At 39.6% G+C, this 24517-nt stretch carries 21 protein-coding genes; 19 read left to right on the top strand and 2 right to left on the bottom strand.

Annotation, left to right across the window (positions count from 1 at the left end):
• Positions 1-7 precede the first annotated feature (7 nt).
• Positions 8-1453 (bottom strand): UDP-N-acetylmuramoyl-L-alanyl-D-glutamate--L-lysine ligase, encoded by a 1446-nt coding sequence (locus tag AAFQ93_RS08735; protein WP_375555207.1) that lies wholly within the window; start codon positions 1451-1453, stop codon positions 8-10.
• A 103-nt stretch (positions 1454-1556) separates the two neighbouring features.
• Between AAFQ93_RS08735 and AAFQ93_RS08730 the strand changes: the two genes are divergently transcribed.
• From AAFQ93_RS08730 to AAFQ93_RS08640, 19 genes are all read left to right on the top strand, one after another.
• Complete coding sequence (locus AAFQ93_RS08730; protein WP_375555206.1) at positions 1557-3179, top strand: oligosaccharide flippase family protein; 1623 nt, start codon at positions 1557-1559, stop codon at positions 3177-3179.
• Positions 3180-3380: 201 nt separating this feature from the next.
• On the top strand, positions 3381-5339 hold the full coding sequence (locus AAFQ93_RS08725) for a peptide ABC transporter substrate-binding protein (RefSeq protein WP_375555205.1): 1959 nt from the start codon (positions 3381-3383) through the stop codon (positions 5337-5339).
• A 145-nt stretch (positions 5340-5484) separates the two neighbouring features.
• Complete coding sequence (locus AAFQ93_RS08720; protein ID WP_223139981.1) at positions 5485-6579, top strand: cystathionine gamma-synthase; 1095 nt, start codon at positions 5485-5487, stop codon at positions 6577-6579.
• 4 nt (positions 6580-6583) lie between these two features.
• Positions 6584-7750 (top strand): MalY/PatB family protein, encoded by a 1167-nt coding sequence (locus AAFQ93_RS08715; RefSeq protein WP_223139980.1) that lies wholly within the window; start codon positions 6584-6586, stop codon positions 7748-7750.
• 92 nt (positions 7751-7842) lie between these two features.
• Entirely contained in the window at positions 7843-10929 is a 3087-nt protein-coding gene (locus AAFQ93_RS08710) for a DEAD/DEAH box helicase (RefSeq protein ID WP_375555204.1), read from the top strand.
• Between the two features lie 58 nt (positions 10930-10987).
• Positions 10988-11584, top strand: coding sequence for a cystathionine gamma-synthase (locus AAFQ93_RS08705; RefSeq protein ID WP_223139978.1), 597 nt, complete (start codon positions 10988-10990; stop codon positions 11582-11584).
• Between the two features lie 11 nt (positions 11585-11595).
• The gene (murC, locus tag AAFQ93_RS08700; protein WP_045763857.1) at positions 11596-12930 is read left to right on the top strand and encodes a UDP-N-acetylmuramate--L-alanine ligase; all 1335 of its coding nucleotides are present in this window, start codon (positions 11596-11598) and stop codon (positions 12928-12930) included.
• Between the two features lie 8 nt (positions 12931-12938).
• On the top strand, positions 12939-13454 hold the full coding sequence (locus tag AAFQ93_RS08695; protein ID WP_223139976.1) for a GNAT family N-acetyltransferase: 516 nt from the start codon (positions 12939-12941) through the stop codon (positions 13452-13454).
• Complete coding sequence (locus tag AAFQ93_RS08690; RefSeq protein WP_223139975.1) at positions 13451-13945, top strand: N-acetyltransferase; 495 nt, start codon at positions 13451-13453, stop codon at positions 13943-13945. Before AAFQ93_RS08695 ends, AAFQ93_RS08690 begins: the two co-directional genes overlap by 4 nt.
• Positions 13946-14026: 81 nt before the next feature.
• Complete coding sequence (mltG, locus tag AAFQ93_RS08685; RefSeq protein ID WP_223139974.1) at positions 14027-15769, top strand: endolytic transglycosylase MltG; 1743 nt, start codon at positions 14027-14029, stop codon at positions 15767-15769.
• 352 nt (positions 15770-16121) lie between these two features.
• Complete coding sequence (gene greA / locus AAFQ93_RS08680) at positions 16122-16604, top strand: transcription elongation factor GreA (protein ID WP_000818756.1); 483 nt, start codon at positions 16122-16124, stop codon at positions 16602-16604.
• An 82-nt stretch (positions 16605-16686) separates the two neighbouring features.
• Positions 16687-18060 (top strand): amino acid permease, encoded by a 1374-nt coding sequence (locus AAFQ93_RS08675; protein WP_223139973.1) that lies wholly within the window; start codon positions 16687-16689, stop codon positions 18058-18060.
• Between the two features lie 100 nt (positions 18061-18160).
• A complete protein-coding gene (locus tag AAFQ93_RS08670; RefSeq protein ID WP_223139972.1) occupies positions 18161-18571 on the top strand; it encodes a GNAT family N-acetyltransferase in 411 nt (136 codons plus the stop codon).
• Between the two features lie 51 nt (positions 18572-18622).
• Complete coding sequence (locus AAFQ93_RS08665) at positions 18623-19219, top strand: HAD family phosphatase (RefSeq protein ID WP_223139971.1); 597 nt, start codon at positions 18623-18625, stop codon at positions 19217-19219.
• Positions 19220-19369: 150 nt separating this feature from the next.
• Entirely contained in the window at positions 19370-19579 is a 210-nt protein-coding gene (locus tag AAFQ93_RS08660) for a helix-turn-helix transcriptional regulator (RefSeq protein WP_001107501.1), read from the top strand.
• Entirely contained in the window at positions 19569-20057 is a 489-nt protein-coding gene (locus tag AAFQ93_RS08655) for a DUF6773 family protein (RefSeq protein WP_223139970.1), read from the top strand. The genes AAFQ93_RS08660 and AAFQ93_RS08655 overlap by 11 nt, the downstream gene beginning before the upstream one ends.
• Before the next feature lie 107 nt (positions 20058-20164).
• Positions 20165-21625: a nicotinate phosphoribosyltransferase gene (locus AAFQ93_RS08650; protein ID WP_375555203.1), complete on the top strand. Its 1461-nt coding sequence runs from the start codon at positions 20165-20167 to the stop codon at positions 21623-21625.
• Complete coding sequence (gene nadE, locus AAFQ93_RS08645) at positions 21622-22446, top strand: ammonia-dependent NAD(+) synthetase (protein ID WP_223139968.1); 825 nt, start codon at positions 21622-21624, stop codon at positions 22444-22446. Before AAFQ93_RS08650 ends, nadE begins: the two co-directional genes overlap by 4 nt.
• A 295-nt stretch (positions 22447-22741) precedes the next feature.
• Positions 22742-23284 carry a GNAT family N-acetyltransferase gene (locus tag AAFQ93_RS08640; RefSeq protein ID WP_375555202.1) on the top strand — a complete coding sequence of 181 codons (543 nt, stop codon included), beginning with the start codon at positions 22742-22744 and terminating at the stop codon, positions 23282-23284.
• 46 nt (positions 23285-23330) lie between these two features.
• Here the strand turns inward: AAFQ93_RS08640 and AAFQ93_RS08635 are convergent, their stop codons facing one another.
• Positions 23331-24413: a M24 family metallopeptidase gene (locus AAFQ93_RS08635; protein WP_375555201.1), complete on the bottom strand. Its 1083-nt coding sequence runs from the start codon at positions 24411-24413 to the stop codon at positions 23331-23333.
• Between the last annotated feature and the right edge of the window lie 104 nt (positions 24414-24517).

Here is a 24517-nt window from a genome sequence, read left to right as displayed (position 1 = left end):
AAATATACTATAGATAACGTTCTGCAACAGCAGCATCACCTGGATAGTCTTCTTTCTTACCTTGGATGATTTGGTAGCAGTCAGCTCCTTTACCAGCGATAATGACAGCATCCAGTTCTTGACTTGTAACAGACATAGCAGCCTTGATGGCTTGTTCCCGGTCGGCAATCTTTTCAACAGGATGATGGATATAGCTACTGATTTCATCTGCAATGGCCATCGGATCTTCATAGTTTGGATCGTCGGCCGTAAGGAATACTTGAATTTCAGGGTGTTGATTGAGGAGAAGTCCAAAGTCCTTACGACGGCTTTCTCCCTTGTTTCCAGTTGAACCAAGTACTAAAGCAATCTTTCCAGTTTGATGTGTTTCAACAACTGAGATTAGTTTTTTAAGACTGTCACCGTTGTGGGCGTAGTCGATGAAAACTTTTGCTCCATTTTTTTGAGTGAGGACTTCCATACGTCCAGGGACGCGAGTAGACGCAACCCCTTTTTTGATATCATCTAGACTAGCACCTAAACGAAGACAGGCAAGTCCTGCTGCAACAGCATTCTCTTGGTTGAAGTGCCCAATCAACTGAATATCATAGTCTCCAGCTAATTTACCAGTAGCTGAGAAGCTAAAGGCTTTGGAGTTCTCGATTTGGTTACTTGACTGGCTACCATAGAAGTCATGCTCTTGGTTCTCAACTTGTTCTTTTAGAACAGAGAAGTGGTCCATATCGCTATTAATGACAACTGCTCGGCTATTTTTCATCAAGAGACGCTTGTGGTAGAAGTAGTCTTCAAAGGTCGGATGCTCAATAGGACCAATATGGTCAGGACTAATGTTGAGGAAGACACCGACATCAAAGGTCAGGCCGTAAACCCGTTTCACCAAATAAGCTTGGCTGGATACTTCCATGATAAGGTGGGTTCTTCCATTATCAACTGCTTGAGCCATCATATCAAAGAGATCAATGCTTTCAGGAGTTGTTAGAGCAGATTTAAAGAAAGTCTTACCGTCCAAGGTCGTATTCATGGTTGATAACATAGCTGGACGATGTTCTTGATTTAAGATGTTGTAGGCGAAATAAGCTGCGGTTGTTTTTCCTTTAGTACCAGTGAAAGCAAGTAATTTTAATTTCTCCTGAGGGTTGCCATAAAACTCCATGGCAAGCAAACTCATGGCTTTCTTAATATCGCTAACGACAATAACGGGAATATTGACTTCATAGTCCTGCTCAGCTACATACCAACCAAGTCCTTGTTCAATTGCAGAAAGGAGAAATTCTTTTTTGAAGGCTGCTCCTTTGACAAAAAAGAGACTATTTTCTTGAGCTTTTCGGCTATCGTAGCAGATGCTATCAAAAACGACATCACTGTGATAATAATGGTAATGTCCTTGGTCGATAATCTCACGGAAGAGATCATCTTTCTTTAAAATATCTAATACGGTTTCAATCTTTATCATACTTTCTATTGTAAACCGAAAGTCTGAATTTTACAAGTAACAAGGAAAAGTTTATAATGGAAGATAAGGAACATTTCCGTTATTAAAATTAAATGAGGAAGTTATGTCTAACGAAAATAATCATCAGCAGGCCCAGATGTTACGAGGGACTGCCTGGCTAACGGCTAGTAACTTTATCAGTCGCCTGCTCGGGGCCATCTACATCATCCCTTGGTATATTTGGATGGGGACTTATGCCGCTAAGGCAAATGGACTTTTCACCATGGGCTACAATATCTACGCCTGGTTCTTGTTGATTTCGACAGCGGGTATCCCGGTGGCAGTCGCAAAGCAAGTTGCCAAGTATAACACCATGCAAGAAGAAGAGCATAGTTTTGCTCTGATTCGGAGTTTCCTGGGCTTTATGACTGGACTCGGTCTTGTCTTTGCTTTGGTTTTATATCTCTTTGCGCCTTGGTTGGCTGATCTATCTGGTGTCGGTAAGGACTTGATTCCAATTATGCAGAGTCTGGCTTGGGCGGTCTTGATTTTCCCGTCTATGAGTGTTATCCGTGGATTTTTCCAAGGAATGAATAATCTTAAACCTTATGCCATGAGCCAAATCGCCGAGCAGGTTATCCGTGTTATTTGGATGCTCTTAGCAACCTTTATCATCATGAAACTTGGTTCAGGAGATTATCTGTCAGCAGTCACCCAGTCTACCTTTGCGGCCTTTGTGGGAATGGTAGCCAGCTTTGCTGTCTTACTTTATTTCCTTTTTAAAGAAGGGATGCTTCAAAAAGTTTTTGAAACGCGAGATAAGATTGATAGCAAACACCTGTTAATTGATACGATTAAGGAAGCTATTCCTTTTATCATAACAGGGTCAGCTATTCAGCTCTTCCAAATCTTGGACCAAATGACCTTTATCAATAGCATGAAGTGGTTTACCAACTACAGTAATGAAGACTTGGTTGTCATGTTTTCTTACTTCTCTGCCAACCCTAATAAAATCACCATGATTTTGATTTCGGTAGGAGTTTCGATTGGTAGCGTTGGGCTACCTCTCTTGACAGAGAACTATGTCAAAGGAGATTTACCAGCAGCTTCTCGTCTCGTTCAAGATAGTATCACCATGCTTTTCCTATTCCTCTTACCTGCAACGGTTGGAGTAGTCATGGTAGGAGAACCCCTCTATACAGTCTTTTACGGTAAGCCAGATAGTTTGGCTATGGGCTTGTTTGTCTTTGCAGTCTTGCAGTCAACAATCCTAGGTTTGTACATGGTCTTATCACCAATGCTTCAAGCTATGTTCCGTAACCGCAAGGCAATCCTTTACTTTTTCTATGGTTCCATTGCCAAGCTCGTCTTACAAATACCATCAATAGCGATTTTCCATAGCTATGGTCCTCTCATTTCAACGACCATCGGTCTTATCATTCCAATTGTTTTAATGTATCGCGAGATCTGTCAGATTACAGGAGTTCATCGAAAAATTATCCTTAAACGAACCATCCTAGTGACTATTTTAACTCTTGTCATGTTTATCCTGGTAGGCTTCTTACAATGGATTCTTGGATTTGTTTTCCATCCAACTGGACGTTTCTGGAGCTTCATCTATGTCTCCCTAATCGGAACAATCGGTGGTGGACTGTACGGATTCATGAGTCTCTATACTCGTCTCTTAGATAAGGTTATTGGACAGGTAAAAGCTGACCAGTTACGAGCACGATTAAAATTATCATAATACTTTATAAATAAAATGAATAATTTGAACTTTTCTATCCGAAAAAGTTTAAATTGTTCATTTTTTTATTTAAAAAATAGGATAAAATATAAAATTAGTAGAAAAAAATCTATAATTTGGTAAAAATTAGATAAAATAACTTGACTAAAAAAAACAATAGCTGTATAATGATACAAATATTTAAATTTGGAGGTTCTGTTTATGAAAAAGTCTAAGGCAAAATATATGGCGCTGGCAGGCGTCGCTCTAAGTGCTGGTCTGCTATTGGCGGCTTGTAGCAACTCAGCTGGTTCAACTAAAACATACAACTATGTCTATTCTAGCGATCCGTCTAGTTTGAACTATCTTGCAGAAAACCGTGCAACAACCAATGACATCGTTACCAATTTGGTAGATGGGTTGATGGAAAATGACCAATACGGTAACTACGTTCCATCCTTGGCAGAAGATTGGACTGTTTCTCAGGACGGTTTGACATACACTTATAAACTTCGTAAAGATGCTAAGTGGTATACCTCTGAAGGTGAAGAATATGCTCCAGTAACTGCCCAAGATTTTGTAACTGGTTTGAAATATGCTGCTGATAAAAAATCCGAAGCTTTGTACCTGGTTCAAGATTCTGTAGCAGGTTTGGATGACTATATCAACGGGAAAACAACTGACTTTTCAACTGTCGGTGTTAAGGCGATTGACGACCAAACAGTTCAGTACACTTTGACACGACCAGAATCTTATTGGAATTCTAAAACAACATCAACCATTCTCTTCCCTGTCAATGCAGACTTCCTGAAATCAAAAGGGGATGATTTTGGTAAGGTAGACCCTTCTAGTATTTTGTACAATGGACCTTTCTTGATGAAATCCTTTGTTTCAAAATCTGTCATCGAGTTCAAGAAAAATCCCAACTACTGGGATGAAAAAAATGTCTTTGTAGATGATGTGAAATTGGCCTATTATGATGGTAGTGACCAAGATGCACTAGCTCGTAACTTTGTAGAAGGAGTCTACAGCTACGCACGTCTCTATCCAAATAGCTCAAGCTTTGAAGGAATTAAAGAGAAGAACAAGGATAACATCATCTATAGTATGCAAAATGCAACTTCTTATTACTTGAACTTCAACTTGGACAGAAAGTCTTATAACTTCACTTCTAAGTCCTCAGATATCGAAAAGAAATCAACTCAAGAAGCAGTTCTGAATAAAAACTTCCGTCAAGCCTTTAACTATGCTTATAACCGTACAGCCTATGGAGCTCAATCTCAAGGGGAAGACGGAGCAACGAAGATTATTCGTAACCTAGTTGTACCTCCTACATTTGTAAGCATCAACGGAAAAGACTTTGGTGATGTTGTTTCAGAAAAGATGGTCAACTATGGCCAAGAATGGCAAGGAATCAACTTTGCAGATGCGCAAGACCCATACTACAATCCTGACAAGGCTAAGGCTAAATTTGCGGAAGCCAAGAAAGAATTGGAAGCTAAGGGTGTGCAATTCCCAATCCACTTGGATGTAACAGTTGACCAATCAGCTAAAAAAGGTGTACTTGAAGCAAGCTCTTTGAAACAATCCATCGAATCTGTTCTAGGAGCTGAGAATGTGGTTATCGATATCCAACAATTATCAACAGATGATTACGATAATTCTGGCTACCTCGCTCAAACTGCAGCTCAAAAAGACTTTGATATCTATAATGGCGGTTGGAGTGCGGACTACTTGGATCCATCAAGTTATCTTGATATCTTAAATGTCAATAACGGTGGTATGTTGCAAAACATTGGTCTAGAACCAGGTGAGGTAAATGACAAGGCTAAGGCAGTTGGTCTGGATACTTACACTCAAATGCTAGAAGAAGCGAACAAGGAGCAAGAACCAGCAAAACGTTATGAAAAATATGCTGAAGTTCAAGCTTGGCTCGTTGATAGCGCCCTTGCTATTCCAAACGTTTCTCAGGGTGGAACACCGACCTTGAGAAAGACAGTTCCATTCTCATCGCCATTCTCACAAGCTGGAAATAAGGGTGTCGAATCATACAAGTACCTCAAGTTGCAAGATAAGACTGTAACGGCTGATGAGTATGAAAAAGCTAGACAAAAATGGCTGAAAGAAAAAGAAGAATCTAATAAAAAAGCCCAAGAAGAATTAGCTAAACACATTAAATAATCAGTCTATTCAACAGGAAAAACGATAGTTTCTTAAGAAGCTATCGTTTTTATATAGTTTGAAACTATAACTAGCTCTTGAAAACAAGAAAACGAAGGATACAAAATAAGTGGTACAATAGTTACTATAGATTTGGAGGTATTGTATGAGTAAATCATTTCACATCAACACAATTTTAGCACAAGCAGGGATCAAGTCTGATGAGGCAACAGGTGCTTTGGTTACACCAATTCACTTTTCAACGACTTATCAGCACCCAGAATTTGGTCAATCAACTGGATTTGACTATACCCGCACTAAAAACCCAACTCGTAGCAAGGCAGAGGAAGTCTTAGCAGCTATTGAATCAGCCCACTATGCTCTAGCAACTAGTTCAGGTATGTCTGCAATCGTACTTGCTTTTAGTGTCTTCCCTGTTGGAAGTAAGGTTTTGGCAGTCCGTGACCTTTACGGTGGTTCTTTCCGCTGGTTCAATCAAGTGGAACAAGAAGGACGTTTCCACTTTACCTATGCCAACACAGAAGAAGAGTTGATTGCTGAGCTAGAAAAGGATGTGGATGTACTCTATATTGAAACACCAACCAACCCTTTGATGCTGGAATTTGATATTGAAAAATTGTCAACATTAGCTCATGCTAAGGGTGCTAAAGTTGTCATGGACAATACCTTCTACAGTCCTATCTATCAACGTCCAATTGAAGGCGGAGCAGATATCGTCCTTCATTCAGCAACAAAATATCTTGCAGGACATAATGATGTTCTAGCTGGTGTGGTTGTGACAGATAGTGCGGATTTATACGAAAAACTCTTTTACAATCTCAACACAACAGGGGCTGTTTTGTCACCATTTGATAGTTATCAATTGATTCGTGGTCTTAAAACCTTGTCACTTCGTATGGAGCGCTCAACAGCCAATGCTCAAGAAATCGTAGCCTTTTTGGAACAATCACCTGCAGTCAAAGAAGTTTTGTATACAGGTCGTGGGGGAATGATTTCCTTTAAAGTAGCAGATGAGAAGCGTATCCCTCATATCTTAAATACTTTGAAAGTATTCTCTTTTGCTGAAAGTTTGGGTGGTGTTGAAAGTCTGATTACCTACCCAACTACTCAAACCCATGCAGACATTCCTGCAGAAGTTCGCCATTCTTATGGATTGACAGATGACCTCTTGCGCTTGTCTATTGGTATTGAGGATGCGAGAGATTTGATTGAAGACTTGCGTCAAGCCTTGGAAGGATAAAACTATGGGAAAATATGATTTTACGACCTTGCCCAATCGTTTTGGACATCATACCTATAAGTGGAAAGAAGCAGAGACTGACCGAGAAGTATTGCCAGCTTGGATTGCTGATATGGACTTTGAGGTGTTACCTGAGATTCGTCAGACAGTCCATGACTATGCAGAGCAATTAGTCTATGGCTATACCTATGCTAGTGATGGGTTGATTGAAGCTGTTCAAAATTGGGAGGAAAAACAGCACGGCTATCGCTTTGAAAAGGATGCCCTAGTCTTTATCGAAGGAGTAGTACCAGCTATTTCAACAGCTATTCAAGCCTTTACCAAGGAAGGTCAAGCAGTACTCATTAACACACCGGTTTATCCTCCTTTTGCTCGGAGCATTAAGCTCAATAATCGTAGACTAATCACCAACTCTCTAGTAGAAAAAGACGGACTTTTTGAGATTGACTTTGATCAATTAGAGAAAGACTTTGTTGAAGAGGATGTGAAACTTTACGTTCTTTGCAATCCTCATAATCCTGGTGGACGTGTTTGGGAAAAAGAAGTCTTAGAGAAGATTGGACAACTTTGTCAAAAACATGGAGTTTTGTTGGTGTCTGATGAGATTCACCAAGACTTAGCCTTGTTTGGAAACAAGCACCAGTCATTCAATACGGTAAATGAAGATTTTAAAGAATTTTCACTGATTTTAAGCAGCGCTACCAAGACCTTCAATATTGCAGGAACAAAGAATTCCTACGCTATTATCGAGAATCCTAAGTTAAGAGTGGCTTTCCAAAAGCGCCAGCTAGCTAATAATCAACATGAAATCTCAGGGTTGGGATATTTGGCAACAGAAGCAGCCTATCGCTCTGGTGAAGAATGGTTGTCAGAACTCAAAGAACTGATTGAGAAACACATCAATTATGTCGTCGATGTGTTTGGAAAAGAAACGAAAATCAAGGTCATGAAACCTCAAGGGACCTATCTCATTTGGCTTGATTTTTCAGCCTACGATATTAGTGATGAAGAATTAAGAATCCTTTTAAGAGACGAAGCCAAGGTTATCCTGAACAGAGGCTTGGACTTTGGCGAAGAAGGAGCCCTCCATGCTCGCTTAAATGTAGCCATGCCGACATCTGTCTTGGAAGAAGTTTGCCAGCGAATCATTGCTACTTTCGCTAAATTTTAAGAAGCTAGCCTTTTAGGAGAAAAGTACTCCTAGAAGGCTATTTTCGTAAGAAGAAATGTGGTATAATTAAGAGATAAAGTAAAGGGGAAAATATGGCTAAATTGATTCCAGGGAAGCTTCGAATGGAGGGAGCTCAACTCTACGAAACTAGTCAGATTGAAATTATCAAAGAGAAAGACCATCGCCTCTATGCGCGTGTAGCAGATGAAGAAATTCGCTATAGCCTGGATGATGATTTGGTTTTTTGTGCTTGTGATTTTTTCCAAAAAAGAGGGTTTTGTGTGCATTTGGCAGCACTAGAACATTACCTTAAAAATGATCCGATTGGCCAGGAACTCTTAGGAAATCTGGAAAATGTGCACGAAAAGAAAGAAGAAGTTGAAACTCAGATTACTTTTGGAGGAAAGTTTTTAGAATCCATTCAAATTCCGAAACTTTCTGAAATCTATCAGTTGTCTGCTCAAGGGCAGGTTGAAGCAGGGACTAATCGTATTATTTGGACTTTGAGAGTCGGTCTTATTCAGACACAGAAATTCTATGTAATCCGAGATATACCCCTTTTTCTGAAGGTTTTAGAAACTAGCAAACCCTATATGATTGGGAAGTTATATGAAACTTCCTTGAAGCTTAGTCAGTTTGATGAAAGTAGCCAATTTGTTCTGAATTTCCTTCAAGGAATTGTAGAAGATGAGTCTGAAAATGCCCTCTTTTTCCAAAATCAAGGTCGTCATCTCTATTTCCCGCTGTCTTTTTTTGAGCAGGGTGTTAGTCTGCTGATGGGCTTAGATGCATTTCAATTTGACCATCAGATTTCGAATTATCACCACCTTGTATTTCAAGATTTTGATGGTCAAGCAGGTTTGTTTACCTTTCAAATTGAAGAAAAGTCCAACTATTTTGAGATGGAAATTGTTCAACAGGTAGGGCTTAATTCGTTTTATAAGGGGCAAGTCTTGTTTACTAAAGGTACATTTTATCTTCTGTCTAAAGAACAAGCTAGACTTATAGAAAAATTAAAAAAAGTAACTATCGATAAAAGTGGTAGAAAGATTTTACAATTTGATACCAGTGATCGAGATCTTCTAGCTTCGACCTTATCCCAGTTCAAAAACGTAGGAAATGTAGAGGCTCCTGATGGGCTTCGAATTCAGTCTTTCCGTCCTTCTTTCTACATGGAAGGAGAAGAGGACGGTTCTATTCGTTTGGATATGCAGTTTCAGTATGAAACTTGCCTAGTAAGGAATCGTAATGAACTAGAGAATCTTCCTTTTGCTAGTGATATTCAACTAGAGAAAGAGATTTTTCAACTAGCCCTATCAGCTGGATTTGAAGCAGATTTTCGTTCATGGCGTCAAAGTTTGAAAGCTGATGCAGTCCATACCTTCTTTCAGGAAGTTTTGCCATCCTTTGCAGCACTTGGAGAATTAAAGATTTCTGAGAGCTTGCAAGACCTTTATCAGGTTCAGAAGCCTCAAGTACACATCTCATCCAAGGGAAGCCTATTAGAAATTCAATTTGATTTTCAAGGGATTGGTCAAGATGAAATCGATAGAGCGATGAAAGCGCTAGTTGAGAAGCAGGATTATTACATCAGCTCTTCGAATCAGGTTTACTATTTCGATGATCAGACCAAGCGTATCCGTAAGGATTTAGAAGAATTAGGGATAGAGGACCTACAAGATGGAGCTTTTCGAGCTCGTAAATCCCTAGCTTATACTCTATCTCATTTATTTAAGGACCAGGATCAAATTTCTTTCACCGAAGAATTTCGTAATCTGGCCCATGATTTGACGCATCCAGAAGATTTTCCGATGAAAGAGCTGAATATCCAAGCAGCACTTAGAGACTATCAGAAAAAGGGAATTCAGTGGCTTCAGATGCTTCACCATTATGGCTTTGGTGGGATTTTAGCAGATGATATGGGACTTGGGAAGACCTTGCAAACTATCGCCTTTTTAAGTAGTCAGGTTCAAGCAGATACTAGTGTCCTAATCCTTGCTCCGTCTGGCTTAATCTATAACTGGGCTGATGAATTTCAAAAGTTTGCTCCAGATTTGGATGTCGTGGTCGTGCATGGCTTAAAATCTCATCGAGAGTCAATTTTGGCAGAAAATCATCAGATTTATGTGACAAGCTATGCTACTTTCCGTCAAGATAGTGAAATTTATCGAGACCTATCTTTTGATTTTCTTTTTCTAGATGAAGCTCAAGTGATGAAAAATGCACAAACGAAAATTGCTCAAAGTTTACGACGATTTGTGGTTCCATCTGTCTTTGCACTATCAGGAACACCGATTGAAAACCATCTGGGAGAACTCTGGTCGATTTTTCAGATTGTCTTACCAGGCCTCTTACCTGCTAAGAAGGAATTTATGAAACTATCAACCGAGAGAGTGGCTCAATTTATCAAACCCTTTGTCATGAGACGTAAGAAAGAAGAGGTTTTGACAGAGTTGCCTGACTTGATTGAAGTTGTCTATAAGAATGAACTGGAGGATCAACAAAAAGCTATCTATCTTGCTCAACTGCAACAGATGCAGGAACGTTTGGGACAGGTAAGCGATTCGGAATTTCAACGAAATCGCGTCGAAATTTTGACTGGACTCATGCGTCTGCGTCAGATTTGTGATACGCCTGCGCTCTTTATGGAGGACTACCAAGGAGAGAGCGGAAAGCTGGATAGTTTACGAGATTTGCTGGTTCAGATTGCTGAAGGTGGGCATCGTGTACTTATTTTCTCACAATTTAGAGGTATGCTGGATCGGATTGAGCAAGAGCTGCCTGACTTAGGCTTGACTTCCTTTAAAATTACGGGTTCAACACCTTCGCAAGAACGTCAGGAAATGACCAAGGCCTTTAACCAAGGAGAGCGCGATGTATTTTTAATTTCCCTAAAGGCTGGCGGGGTCGGTCTCAATCTCACTGGTGCCGATACAGTCATTTTAGTAGACTTATGGTGGAATCCTGCAGTTGAATCGCAGGCTATCGGTCGCGCCCATCGTATGGGGCAAGAGCAAGCTGTTGAAGTTTATCGCCTTGTGACTCGAGGTACAATTGAAGAAAAGATTCAAGAATTACAAGAGAAAAAGAAAAATCTTGTTTCTGAAATCTTGGATGGAACAGAGTCTCGTGGCAGTCTGAGTCTAGCTGAAATACGAGAAATTTTAGGGATTTCATGAGCCTATACTTGAAAAATCAAGACATTACGCTATAATGGAGTATTGAAAGGAAATAAATATGACACAAAAACGATTTCCAATAGTGGCAGATGATGAAGTCATGTTGACAGAAATGCCAGTTATGAATCTCTACGATGAGTCTGATTTCATCAGTAATATAAAAGGTGATTACCAAGACAAAAACTATTTAGAATGGTCTCCAATCACTGAAGAAAAAAAGCAAGAGGAAGCCAAGCCTCTTGTAAAACCGATTGAGAAAAAAGAAAAATCCTATGCTGAATTAGCGCGTGAAGAGGCGCGCGCGGATTTGAAAAAGAAACGCTCGGCTCGATATTTGACTCAGGATGTAAGTCATACGAGACGTCAACCGAAGACAAGCCATGTGCGTCCAGCAAATCAACCGACAGCACCTTTTCAAAAGGAAAATCCAGGAGAATTTGCGAAATATAGTCAGAAGTTAGGTCAGTCTCACTATATTTTGGCAGAAACAGTTTCTCAAGTGGAACATCCAATTTCAGATGGTGAAACAAGTCGTTCCAAGAAAAACAATTATGACTTTTTAAAGAAAAGTCAAATTTATAACAAAAAAAGTAAACAAAAAGAACAAGAACGTCAAGTGGCCCAAGAGCTCAACTTGACTAGAATGAGCGAATAGAGGGGAAGAAAATGGCAAAAACCTATCATTTTATCGGAATCAAAGGATCAGGTATGAGTGCTTTGGCTTTGATGTTGCATCAAATGGGGCACAAGGTGCAAGGTTCTGACGTTGAAAAGTACTACTTTACACAACGTGGACTAGAGCAAGCAGGAATTACAATTTTACCTTTTGATGAAAAAAATCTTCAAGGAGATTTAGAAATCATCGCTGGTAATGCCTTCCGTCCAGATAACAATGTTGAAATTGCTTACGCGGACCAAAATGGTATCAGCTACAAACGTTATCATGAGTTTCTTGGTAGTTTTATGCGTGACTTTATCAGTATGGGAGTTGCTGGTGCACACGGTAAGACTTCAACAACTGGGATGCTTTCTCACGTCTTGTCACATATTACTGACACTAGCTACTTGATCGGAGATGGTACAGGTCGTGGTTCTGAAAATGCCAAGTATTTTGTCTTTGAATCAGACGAGTATGAGCGCCATTTCATGCCATATCATCCAGAGTACTCTATCATCACTAACATTGATTTTGACCACCCTGACTATTTCACAAGCTTGGAAGATGTCTTCAACGCCTTCAATGATTATGCCAAACAAATTACTAAAGGCTTGTTCGTTTACGGTGAAGATGCTGAGTTGCGTAAGATTACGGCTAATGCTCCGATTTACTACTATGGTTTTGAAACAGAAGGTAATGACTTTGTAGCAAGTGACTTGCTTCGTTCTACAACAGGTTCAACCTTTACCGTTCACTTCCGTGATCAAGAGTTGGGTCAATTCCACATTCCAACTTTCGGTCGCCACAATATCATGAATGCCACAGCAGTGATTGGTTTGCTTTATACTGCTGGCTTTGACTTGAATTTAGTACGTGAACACTTGAAGACTTTTGGTGGAGTGAAACGTCGCTTTACAGAAAAGGTTGTTAATAATACGGTTATCATCGATGACTTTGCTCACCATCCAACTGAGATCATTGCGACGCTAGATGCTGCACGTCAAAAATACCCAAGCAAGGAAATCGTGGCAATTTTCCAACCACATACCTTTACTCGTACAATTGCCTTGTTGGATGATTTTGCTCAGGCCTTGAATCAGGCTGATGCAGTTTACCTCGCACAAATCTATGGATCTGCTCGTGAGGTGGACCATGGTGATGTCAAGGTAGAAGACCTTGCAAATAAAATCAACAAGAAACATCAAGTTATCACAGTTGAAAATGTTTCTCCACTCCTAGACCATGATAATGCTGTCTATGTCTTTATGGGAGCTGGCGATATCCAAACTTATGAATATTCATTCGAACGTCTCTTGTCTAATTTGACAAGCAATGTTCAGTAAGGAAGATCATGGAATTTCCAATTAAAATAAGGGAAGCACAGCAATCAGATATAAATCAGATTTGCTTGATCCAAGAAAGTATTTCAAACTCCCTAGAAGTATTGAATAGAGAAATAATAGAAGAACGTATCCGCAACCATGCGGGTACGTTTCTCTTAGCTAGCCTGGATGATCAAGGGATTGCTTATATCACTGCGACGACACCTCCTATTCCCTCTTTAAGAAAATGGATGCTTGAGATCGGAGATGAGGAATTCATTCGCGAGAACTCAATCATCCTTGAAGATTTAGCTGTCGATCCCGATTTTCAGGGGCAAGGCTTTGGAACCTTGTTGCTAGCAGCTTTGAAGGAAGTTACCCGTCAGCAAAATAGACCAGGTATTTATCTGCTTTGTGAGGATGAGTTGCTGGCCTACTTTGAAATGAATGGATTTGTAGAACAGGGGATCGTAGATGGAGAAAGGGGCAGTGAAGTTGCCTTTCTCATGCGTTGGCAGAATCCCTATTTTCAGGAGGAAATATGATTATTAGACCAGCGAGATTGACAGATTTAGATCGCATCTTTGAAATTGAACTAGAGAATTTTTCAATTGAAGAAGCCATTCCTCGCCCTGTTTTTGAAGCTCATCTGAAGGAAATTACGACTAGTTTTTTAGTGGCTGAAAAAGAGGGGGAAATACTAGGCTATATTGAGGGACCAGTAATCCCTCATCGATATTTACAAGACCAGTCCTTTACAGAAGACATTAAAGATTATAGCCATCAAAAAGGTGGCTATATCTCTGTTACTTGTCTATCCATTGCTAAGAAAGCTCAAGCTTTAGGTGTCGGACGAAAATTATTGACCGCCTTAAAAGAGATCGCTCTTGAGCATGAGCGTGAGGGAATCAATCTGACCTGTCATGACTATCTTATTGGTTATTATGAGAAACATGGTTTTGTGAATGAAGGAAAATCCAAGTCGACTTTTGCTGGTGAAGAATGGTATGATATGGTCTGGGAAAACACGAATTAGGCATCAGAAAGGCATCTATGGTTGCTTTTCTTTAGTTTTTAAGATATAATATTATGGATTATCAACAAGGAGGTAACACCTTTGAGCGAAAATTCTCGAGAAGAAGAAAAGTTAAGTTTTAAAGAACAAATTTTAAGAGATTTAGAAAGATTAAAAAGAGAAGATGGCATCGCGAATACTAAAAGTAGCAACGATGATTTGTTTTCAAATTTAAGTAATAGTTCAGAAGCGGAAAAACCAGTGGAAGAACCTTCTGTAGAAGACTTGATGGCCAATTCTGTTTCACTAGTGGATGAATTGCTTGCTAATGCTCCAGCAGTTCCACCACGTCCAGTTTTACAAGATGATTCAGTTGAAACTTCTGTAGCTTCAGAACCAGCTGTAGCTCCAGATCCTCTACCATCAACAGAACCTTTATCATCAACGGAACCTGCTGAACCCGTTAAGCCTCTTGAACCTACTCAACCAGTAGAAGAAGAGAAAGATTTCAATGCTGTTTCGACAAGGATTCCAGTTTCTTATCGTACGAATCAGGCCAAACCAAGTCCTGCTAGAAAGAATATTAAACCTCAACAGAAACCAACAGTTCTTGCAAAAGAAACTCCAAGTCAAGAACCAGTTGCTCCAGTTGAAACTGGAACTGAACTTCCTAGAAGAAGTCGTAAAGAGTTAGTGAAACCAATCAAGAAAAAGAAAAAATCACGCTTGAAAGGATTTTTCGTAACAGTATTTGTTTTATTGGTTTTACTAGGTGTGGGTGGTTTCTTTGGTTACCGTTATGTCGAATCTGCACTCCAACCAGTTGATGCAAATTCAAAACAGTATGTCACAGTTCAGATTCCAGAAGGAGCTAATCTTCAGCAAATTGGTGATACATTAGAGAACTCTGGATTGGTAAAACACGGGTTTATCTTTAGCCTTTATGCTAAATATAAAGACTATTCTGATTTAAAATCTGGTTACTACAATTTGCAAAAGAGCATGAGTACAGATGATATCATCAAAGAATTGCAAAAGGGTGGAACTCCTCAACCTCAAGAGGTTGCACTTGCAAATCTTACAATCCCTGAAGGTTATACCCTTGATCAAATCGCACAAACGGTTGGTCAGCTTCAAGGAGAGTTTAAAGAACCCTTGACTGCGGATGCCTTCCTGGCAAAAGTTCAAGATGAAACCTTCATCTCTCAATTAGTTGCTAAGTACCCAACCCTTCTCGAAAGTCTACCAACTAAAGAAAGTGGTGTTCGTTACCGTTTAGAAGGTTATCTTTTCCCAGCAACATATAGCATCAAAGAAAGCACAACTGTTGAAAGCTTGATTGATGAAATGGTGGCAGCTATGGACCAAAACTTGTCAGGGCATTATACTGCAATCAAAGAAAAGAATTTGACAGTGAATGAACTCCTCACCATTGCATCACTTGTGGAAAAAGAAGGGTTGAAAACTGATGATCGTAAGCTAATTGCTGGAGTTTTCTATAATCGTTTGAACCTTGGTATGCCACTCCAAAGTAATATTGCTATTCTCTATGCAGAAGGTAAGCTAGGACAAAATATTAGCTTGGCAGATGATGCAGCAATTGATACAACAATCAATTCACCATATAATGTTTATACAAACCTTGGCTTAATGCCTGGCCCAGTAGACAGTCCAAGTCTGGATGCAATTGAAGCAAGTATCAATCAAACTAAGAGTGACAATCTCTACTTTGTAGCCAACGTACAAGATGGCAAGGTTTACTTTGCAACGACACGAGAAGAACATGATCGAAACGTTGCAGAGCATGTCAACAGTAAACTGACACAATCAAGTAGTTCAAACTAACTCTTAGAACAAGATTTGCTAATAAATCCGTAAAAAGAAGAAAATCTCTTCTTTTTACAGGAATAGCAAGTCACACCAGTCTTTTCGCTATGATCAGAAACGCCTAAAATCCATAAGTTTTAGGCGTTCGGAAATTGCGAAAGTAAAAGCTTACCTCTTATTTGAACCTGAGTCTAGAAGTGATAGAATCATTCGGTTTAGGCACAGATTTTAAAAGGTCGATACTGACCAAAATCATTTAAGGAAAGCTTTTAAAAGACTTTGTCTTCATTGTAAAATTATGTGGTTTACCACATAATTTTGCTTTACTACCTAAAGAAATTAAAATTTAATCAAAAGAAAGTTGAGAAAAATGGCAGAAAAAACATATCCAATGACCCTTGAAGAAAAGGAAAAACTCGAAAAAGAATTAGAAGAGTTGAAACTAGTTCGTCGTCCAGAAGTTGTAGAACGCATCAAGATTGCGCGTTCATACGGTGACTTGTCAGAAAATAGTGAGTATGAAGCAGCTAAGGACGAGCAAGCCTTCGTTGAAGGACAAATCTCTAGCTTGGAAACAAAAATCCGTTATGCTGAGATTGTCAATAGCGATGCGGTTGCTCAAGATGAAGTTGCTATCGGAAAAACAGTAACTATCCAAGAAATTGGTGAAGACGACGAAGAAGTATATATCATCGTGGGATCAGCGGGTGCAGATGCCTTTGCAGGTAAAGTATCAAATGAAAGCCCAATTGGGCAAGCCTTGATTGGTAAGAAAACAGGTGATACTGCTACGATTGAAACACCTGTAGGAAGCTATGATGTTAAAATCTTAAAAGTAGAAAAAACAGTTTAATAGGAATGAAAAGAAGGAGTAGATATAGGGAAAGCGCTTCCCATCGCTCCTTTTCTTAATTCTAAAAACTAGAGGAGACTATATGAATTCAGAAAATAAGCACAAAAAGAAAAATAAAATGGAACGTGGGTTAACAAATCGCCATGTTCAGGTTATGGCGATTGCAGGAACAATTGGAACAGGACTTTTTCTAGGAGCTGGACGTTCCATTAGTTTGACAGGTCCGTCAATCGTCTTAGTCTATATGATTACGGGTGGCTTTATGTATCTTATGATGCGTGCTATCGGGGAAATGTTGTACCAAGATCCGGAGCAACATACCTTTATCAACTTTATTACCCGTTATCTAGGTCAGGGTTGGGGTTACTTCTCAGTCTGGTCTTACTGGCTCTCAGTAGTCTTTATCGGAATGGCCGAGATCACGGCTATTGCTCACTATGTTCAGTTTTGGTTTCCATCTTGGCCATCTTGGTTGATTCAGGTTGTATTCCTAACAATTTTGGGATTGGTCAATCTGATTGCTGTTAAAATCTTTGGTGAAGTAGAATTTTGGTTTGCTATGATCAAAATCGTGGCCATTCTTGCCATGATTGCGACAGGTGTCTTTCTAGTTTTGACTGGCTTTGAAACGCCTTATGGTTCAGCAAGTCTTGCCAATATCAGTGAACACTTCTCACTTTTCCCAAATGGTGGGATGAACTTTGTCATGGCCTTCCAGATGGTTTTCTTTGCATACTTGATGATTGAATTTATCGGTGTTACTACATCTGAAACTAAGGATCCAAGAAAAGTATTGCCTAAGGCTGTTAAGGAAATTCCCTTGCGAATTATCTTTTTCTATGGTGGAGCTCTCTTGGCAATCATGTCTATTATTCCTTGGCGTGAACTTTCTGCAGCGGATTCACCATTTGTAACGGTATTTGAACTTGTTGGTCTTAAGTGGGCGGCCGCCTTGATTAACTTTGTTGTTTTGACTTCAGCTGCATCAGCCTTGAATTCAACCCTTTACTCAACAGGTCGTCATTTGTACCAAATTGCCCATGATTCACCAAATCGTTTCTTGAAAGCTATTAAGGCAGACACACTCTCACGCCACAACGTTCCTCAGAATGCAATCATTGCTTCTGCCGTATTGATTGGTTTTGCAGCATTCATCAATGTACTTCCTGGCGTATCAGATGCCTTTGCTTTGATTACAGCTTCTTCATCGGGTGTTTATATCGCTATCTACATCTTGATCATGGTAGCCCATCTCAAATATCGTAAGTCTAAGAACTTTATGGCAGATGGCTATCTCATGCCCCAATATCGCTTGCTAAATCCTTTAACAATGCTCTTCTTTATCTTTGTATTTGGAACACTCTTCTTACAAGAGTCAACTGTAATGGGAGCTAGAGGTTCAGCTATCTGGATTGTTGCATTTGGTATTTACAGCCAATGGAAATTTAGAAAATAAGTTATAAACTCACTAGCTCAGGTTGGTGAGTTTTTTTAAGTTTGACAGTTCTTCAAAATAGGAATATAATCAAGGCATAAGTGTCTTGGAGGAGGTTTTGATGCACATTAGATTGGAGAATACAAAGTCTCAGAAAGCACAGGAGATAGGGGATTTGATTCGCTCCTATAATCGTTCCAAAAGAGAAACTGCTGAAAGTGAGCCACTAAACCTTTATGTCGAAGATGAACATGGTCAACTCATGGCTGGTTTAGTAGCAGAGACCTTTGGAAATTGGCTAGAAATCGAGTATTTGTTTGTAAAGGAGGGCTTGCGAGGACAAGGAATCGGCTCCCAACTATTGCAGCAAGCAGAGAGTGAAGCAAAAAAGAGAAACTGTCGCTTTGCTTTTGTAAATACTTATCAATTTCAAGCGCCAGCCTTTTATCAGAAGTATGGCTACAAGGAAGTTTTTACTATGAAAGACTATCCCTATACTGGACAAAGGTACTATTATCAAAAAGAGTTGTAAACGGAAAATGAACGATTGAAGAGAGTGGCACATAATAATGGAGGCAGGTTGATGGATATTATACTGGATATGGGAAATGTTCTACTGGAATGGAACAAGGATAAGATTTTGAAAGCTGTAGCTAAAACTCAGAAAGATTATCTAATTTTAGACAAGGCGATTTTCCAGTCGGGGCTTTGGGAAAGATTGGACCTGGGAACCTTGACTCGAGAAGAATTGGTTGATAAGGTTCTTTCCCTATTAGGAGATTGCTATCAGAAAAAGGTTGAAGAAGTCATTTGGAACTGGCCTGCCTATATCGATATTTACACGGAAGTATTTCCGCTTCTTGCACGTTTAAAGGAAAAAGGCCATCGTATTTTTGTTCTATCTAATACCTCACCAGTTTTTTATGAATTATTGAAAGATCAGCTAGCACCTCTAGAAAAGATTTTAGATGGGTTTGTTCTTTCCTGTGATATCAAGGCTATCAAACCTGATCCAAAAATGTTTGAAGAAATTCTCCGTAAATATCAGTTGAACCCAGCAAATTGTGTCTTTCTTGATGATATAGCAGACAACACTAAGATAGCTGAAAGCCTAGGCATCAAAGCCTATCAAGTCAAACAGAGAAGTGACGTTGTAGATATTTTGAAAAAATTTGAATAAGCAGAAAACTCTCTATCATTTAGCTGATAGAGAGTTTTTTGTTAAAAAAATCGCACAAAATGACAGATATATATTGCATAATGTAAAATATATGATATAATAAAGTTGAAAAAAGAAGCGCGACTTTTAAAATTAAGGAGGAGGTTACAAGTGGCTAAGAATTTAAAATTAAAACTAGCTCGAGTAGAGCTTGATATGACACAAGGTGACTTGGCAGAAGCTGTCGGGGTTACGCGCCAGACTATCGGCTTGATAGAAGCTGGAAAGTACAATCCCTCGCTTTCGCTTTGCCAGTCTATTTGCAGATGCTTAGGGAAAACTTTAGACCAATTATTTTGGGAGGAAGAAGATGAAAAATAATTTTTATTATTATCAATTATTAGACGAAAGAGAAGAACAACTGATGAATAAAGCTAGTGCAGAGAGTTTTCATATCTCTATCGGATTGTTGTTTCTAGCTTATTTCATAGCAGTGTTAGCACCAAGCCTTTTTAATCCAAGTATGCTTCTCGTTATTATTATCATAGGGACTTTTTACTTTATCAATCGTGCTAGAAGTCTAGGTGTGACTTACTATAGTCGTTTTCATTTTACAATTTTAGGTTGCCTATTATTAACTCTAGTGATTACAGCTACCTTGATGCTACAGAACTACCAGTTCAATATCGAAATATATCAGCATAACCCTCTACATCTTAAATACATTTTTGCTTGGGTATTTACCTATATCTTTTATCTTCCTTGGGTCTTTATTGGTAACTTAGGTTTGAAAAGTTATGGTGAATGGGCTCAGAAGAAGTATGAAAAAGATATGGATGAGCTCGAGAGCATGGAATAGCTTGTTAGCTTTTTATCAATATCGAGAAAATGTGTTATAATAGTACTAATTTATGAGAAAAGAAGAAACATTTTCATCTTTTTACAAATAGGGAAGAAGGACAGTATATGTACCCAGATGATAGTTTAACTTTGCACACTGATTTGTATCAAATTAACATGATGCAAGTTTACTTCGACCAAGGCATTCATAACAAGAAAGCAGTTTTTGAAGTTTATTTCCGCCAACAACCTTTTAAAAACGGTTATGCTGTATTTGCAGGTTTGGAACGAATTGTGAACTACTTAGAAAACTTGTGTTTCTCAGATAGCGATATTGCTTATTTGGAGTCACTTGGTTATCATGGCGCCTTCTTGGAATATCTCCGTAATCTCAAGTTGGAATTGACTGTACGTTCTGCTCAAGAAGGGGACTTGGTATTTGCCAATGAACCGATTGTTCAAGTGGAAGGTCCTTTGGCTCAGTGTCAATTGGTTGAAACAGCTCTCTTGAACATCGTCAACTTTCAAACCTTGATTGCGACCAAGGCAGCTCGTATTCGTTCAGTCATTGATGATGAACCTTTGATGGAATTCGGAACACGTCGTGCGCAAGAAATGGATGCGGCTATCTGGGGGACTCGTGCGGCTGTTATTGGTGGTGCCAATGGAACTAGTAATGTACGTGCAGGTAAGCTCTTTGGTATTCCGGTTTTAGGAACTCATGCTCATGCTTTAGTTCAAGTTTATGGAAATGACTATCAGGCTTTCAAGGCTTATGCCTCAACGCACAAAAATTGTGTCTTTCTAGTAGATACCTACGATACTCTTCGCATCGGTGTTCCAGCAGCGATTCAGGTTGCGCGTGAACTTGGTGACAAGATTAATTTCCTTGGTGTCCGCATTGACTCTGGAGATATTGCCTATATTTCTAAAAAAGTTCGTCAACAACTGGACGAGGCAGGGTTTACTGATGCTAAGATTTATGCATCAAATGACCTTGATGAAAATACCATCCTTAACCTCAAAATGCAAAAAGCTAAGATTGATGTCTGGGGTGTCGGGACTAAGCTCATTACAGCCTATGACCAACCAGCTCTAGGAGCAGTTTATAAGGTTGTTGCCATTGAAGATGAAAATGGTCAGATGCGCAATACCATCAAACTTTCAAATAATGCAGAGAAGGTTTCAACACCAGGTAAGAAACAGGTTTGGCGCATCACCAGTCGTGAAAAAGGAAAGTCAGAAGGTGATTACATTACCTATGACGGTGTCGATGTTGCTAGTATGACTGAAATCAAGATGTTCCATCCAACCTATACTTACATCAAGAAAACTGTCCGTAATTTTGATGCTGTTCCTCTCTTGGTAGACATTTTCAAGGAAGGTAAGCTAGTCTATGATTTACCAAGTTTACCTGAAATTAAATCCTATGCTCGTAAGGAATTTGAAAAACTTTGGGACGAATACAAACGTGTTCTTAACCCACAACATTATCCTGTGGACTTGGCTCGTGATGTGTGGCAAGATAAGATGGACTTGATTGATAAAATGCGTAAGGAAGCTCTAGGTGAAGGAGAAGAAGAATGAGTTTGCAAGAAACCATTATCCAGCAACTTGGTGTAAAACCAGTGATTGACGCCAAGGAAGAAATCCGTCGTTCGATTGACTTCTTAAAACGATATTTAAAGAAGCATTCCTTCTTAAAAACTTTTGTATTGGGTATTTCTGGAGGTCAAGACTCGACCTTAGCAGGACGTCTTGCCCAACTAGCTATGGAAGAAATGCGAGCAGAAACAGGCGATGATAGTTATAAATTTATCGCAGTTCGTTTGCCTTATGGAGTGCAAGCTGATGAAGCAGATGCTCAAAAAGCCCTAGCTTTTATCCAGCCAGATGTCAGCTTGGTCGTGAATATCAAGGAGTCTGCTGATGCTATGGCCGCAGCTGTTGAAGCAACAGGGAGTGCAGTTTCCGATTTTAACAAGGGAAATATCAAGGCTCGTAGTCGTATGATTGCCCAATATGCCCTTGCGGGTGCCCATAGCGGAGCTGTTATCGGGACAGACCATGCTGCGGAAAATATCACAGGTTTCTTTACTAAATTTGGTGACGGTGGTGCAGATATTCTCCCACTTTATCGCCTCAATAAACGCCAAGGAAAACAACTTTTGAAGGAGCTTGGAGCTGATCCAGCCCTCTATGAAAAAGTTCCAACAGCAGATTTGGAAGAAGAAAAACCAGGTATTGCAGACGAAGTAGCTTTAGGAGTTACTTACAATGAAATTGATGATTACCTCGAAGGTAAACAAGTAAGTCCAGAAGCCCAAGCCACCATTGAAAAATGGTGGTACAAAGGTCAACACAAACGCCACCTACCAATTACTGTGTTTGATACGTTTTGGGAGTAAAAAGGTCCGGGGGACCTTTTTACCTTGAGCCTAGAAATAGGGAAACGAGGCAGGTCGGTAACTCGAAGAGTTTGATTTTCCTTGTCTCACCCCCGCAACGATGACTAGGCTTGAAAAAACTTGCTAAAGTGCATTTCAAGCCAGACAGCGACTGCGTCATGAAATTAGAGGAAACTGTTGTTTTCTCAATGTTTATGAGTGTAGTGTTTTTACCCAGAGCCTAGAAATAAGAAAGCTAAGAAGGTCCAGTGGACCTTCTTAGCTTGAAGATTCAAATAGAAAGCGAGTTACGATTATGAAAGCAGTAGGGACACAAACTATTGAGACAGAACGTTTGATACTGAGGAGATTTGTGGAAGGTGATGCTCAAGCCATGTTTGATAATTGGGCTTCACGCTCAGAAAATCTGACTTATGTGACTTGGAATCCACACCTCAATGTTGAACAAACTCGAAATTCTATTGGCAATTGGGTAAAATCCTATGACGATCCAAATTACTACAAATGGGCCATTTGTCTCAAAGAAAATCCAGATTATGTCATCGGAGATATTAGTCTTGTCAGTGCAGATGAAAATAACTCTAGTTGTGAGATTGGATATATCTTAGGGCAGGACTACTGGGGACGAGGACTCATGACAGAAGCCTTGAAGGTAGTTTTATCATACTGTCTAGATGAGATTGGATTTGAAGAGGTTGATGCTTGCTATGTAAGTCTAAACCCAGCATCTGGTCGTGTTATGGAAAAGGCTGATATGACTTTTTGGAAGACGATTCCAAATGCAGTTGAACGAAAAGGTTATATAGCTGATAAAATTTATTATCAAATCAAAAAATAAGATGGAAAAGTTAAGCTTTTCCATCTTATTTTTTATAAAATACTTTTTAATCAAAATAAAGCAAATCTTTGCTGGTGCTTGTGAAGAGGTCAAAACCGTCTTTGGTAACAACACCGCAGTCTTCGATACGAACTCCGACTTTACCAGGGATGTAGATACCAGGTTCAACAGAGAAGCACATGCCTTCTTCGATAACCATATCGTTTCCTTCCATAATTGAAGGGAATTCGTGGACATCCATACCGATACCATGACCGAGACGGTGGTTGAAGTACTCACCATAACCTGCTTTTTCGATAACTTCACGAGCTGCACGATCGACCTCATGAGCAGTGACACCAGGTTTGATAAAGTCAAGGGCAGCTTGTTGGGCTTCAAGAGTCAAGTTGTAAATGTCTTTCTTGAATTGGTCAGGTTTACCAACAGCGACTGTACGAGTCATATCGGATGCATAACCATTCACCATCACACCGAGGTCAAAGAGGAGAAGGGCATTGTTTTCAACCTTATTGGCTCCAGGAATACCATGAGGATTTGCAGCGTTATCACCTGTCAAAACCATAGTATCAAAACTCATTTCATAGCCTTCGCGTTTCATGGCAAAATCAATCTGTGCGATAATATCAGTTTCAGTATTGTCAAGAGAGATATTGTCAAAACCAACTTTGACAGATTTGTCTGCATAAACACCTGCAACCATCATTTTTTGCACTTCATCTGCTGACTTAATCAAGCGCATGCGTTGGATCAATGGAGTCAAGTTTTCAAACTCAGCAGTTTCAAAGACAGATCTTAAACCGTGGTATTTAGTCAAGATGAGGTTATCAAACTCAACTGCTACACGTTTGAAATCAAGCTGTGGCAAGGCATTTTGGATTTTCTTCCAAGGATTTTCAGAGTCCACATAACCAACAACTGGGAAAGAGACAGTGCTTGTTGCGCGCTCAACCTCAAGGGCTGGAACAAAAAGAAGTGGTTCCTGGTCAGCAAGGACAAAGAGGAACATTTGGCGTTCGTGTGGATCACTGTAAAAACCAGTGAGGTAATTGATAGTGACGGGGTCAGATACGACTGCGACGTCTAACTTTTCAGATTCGAGATATGTTACAATTTGTTGTAATTTAGACATATGTTACCTTCTTTCTACCCCTCTATTTTTGCAAAAAATAGTAGAAAATGCAAGAGAGAAGGGGAAAAGAGCTTAAAAAAATTCCAACAGCCGATGGCATGCTG

It is taken from the genome of Streptococcus nidrosiense (assembly GCF_042140045.1).
GTDB classification, from domain to species: Bacteria; Bacillota; Bacilli; order Lactobacillales; family Streptococcaceae; genus Streptococcus; species Streptococcus nidrosiense.
This window is presented reverse-complemented; position numbering and strand designations above follow the sequence as displayed.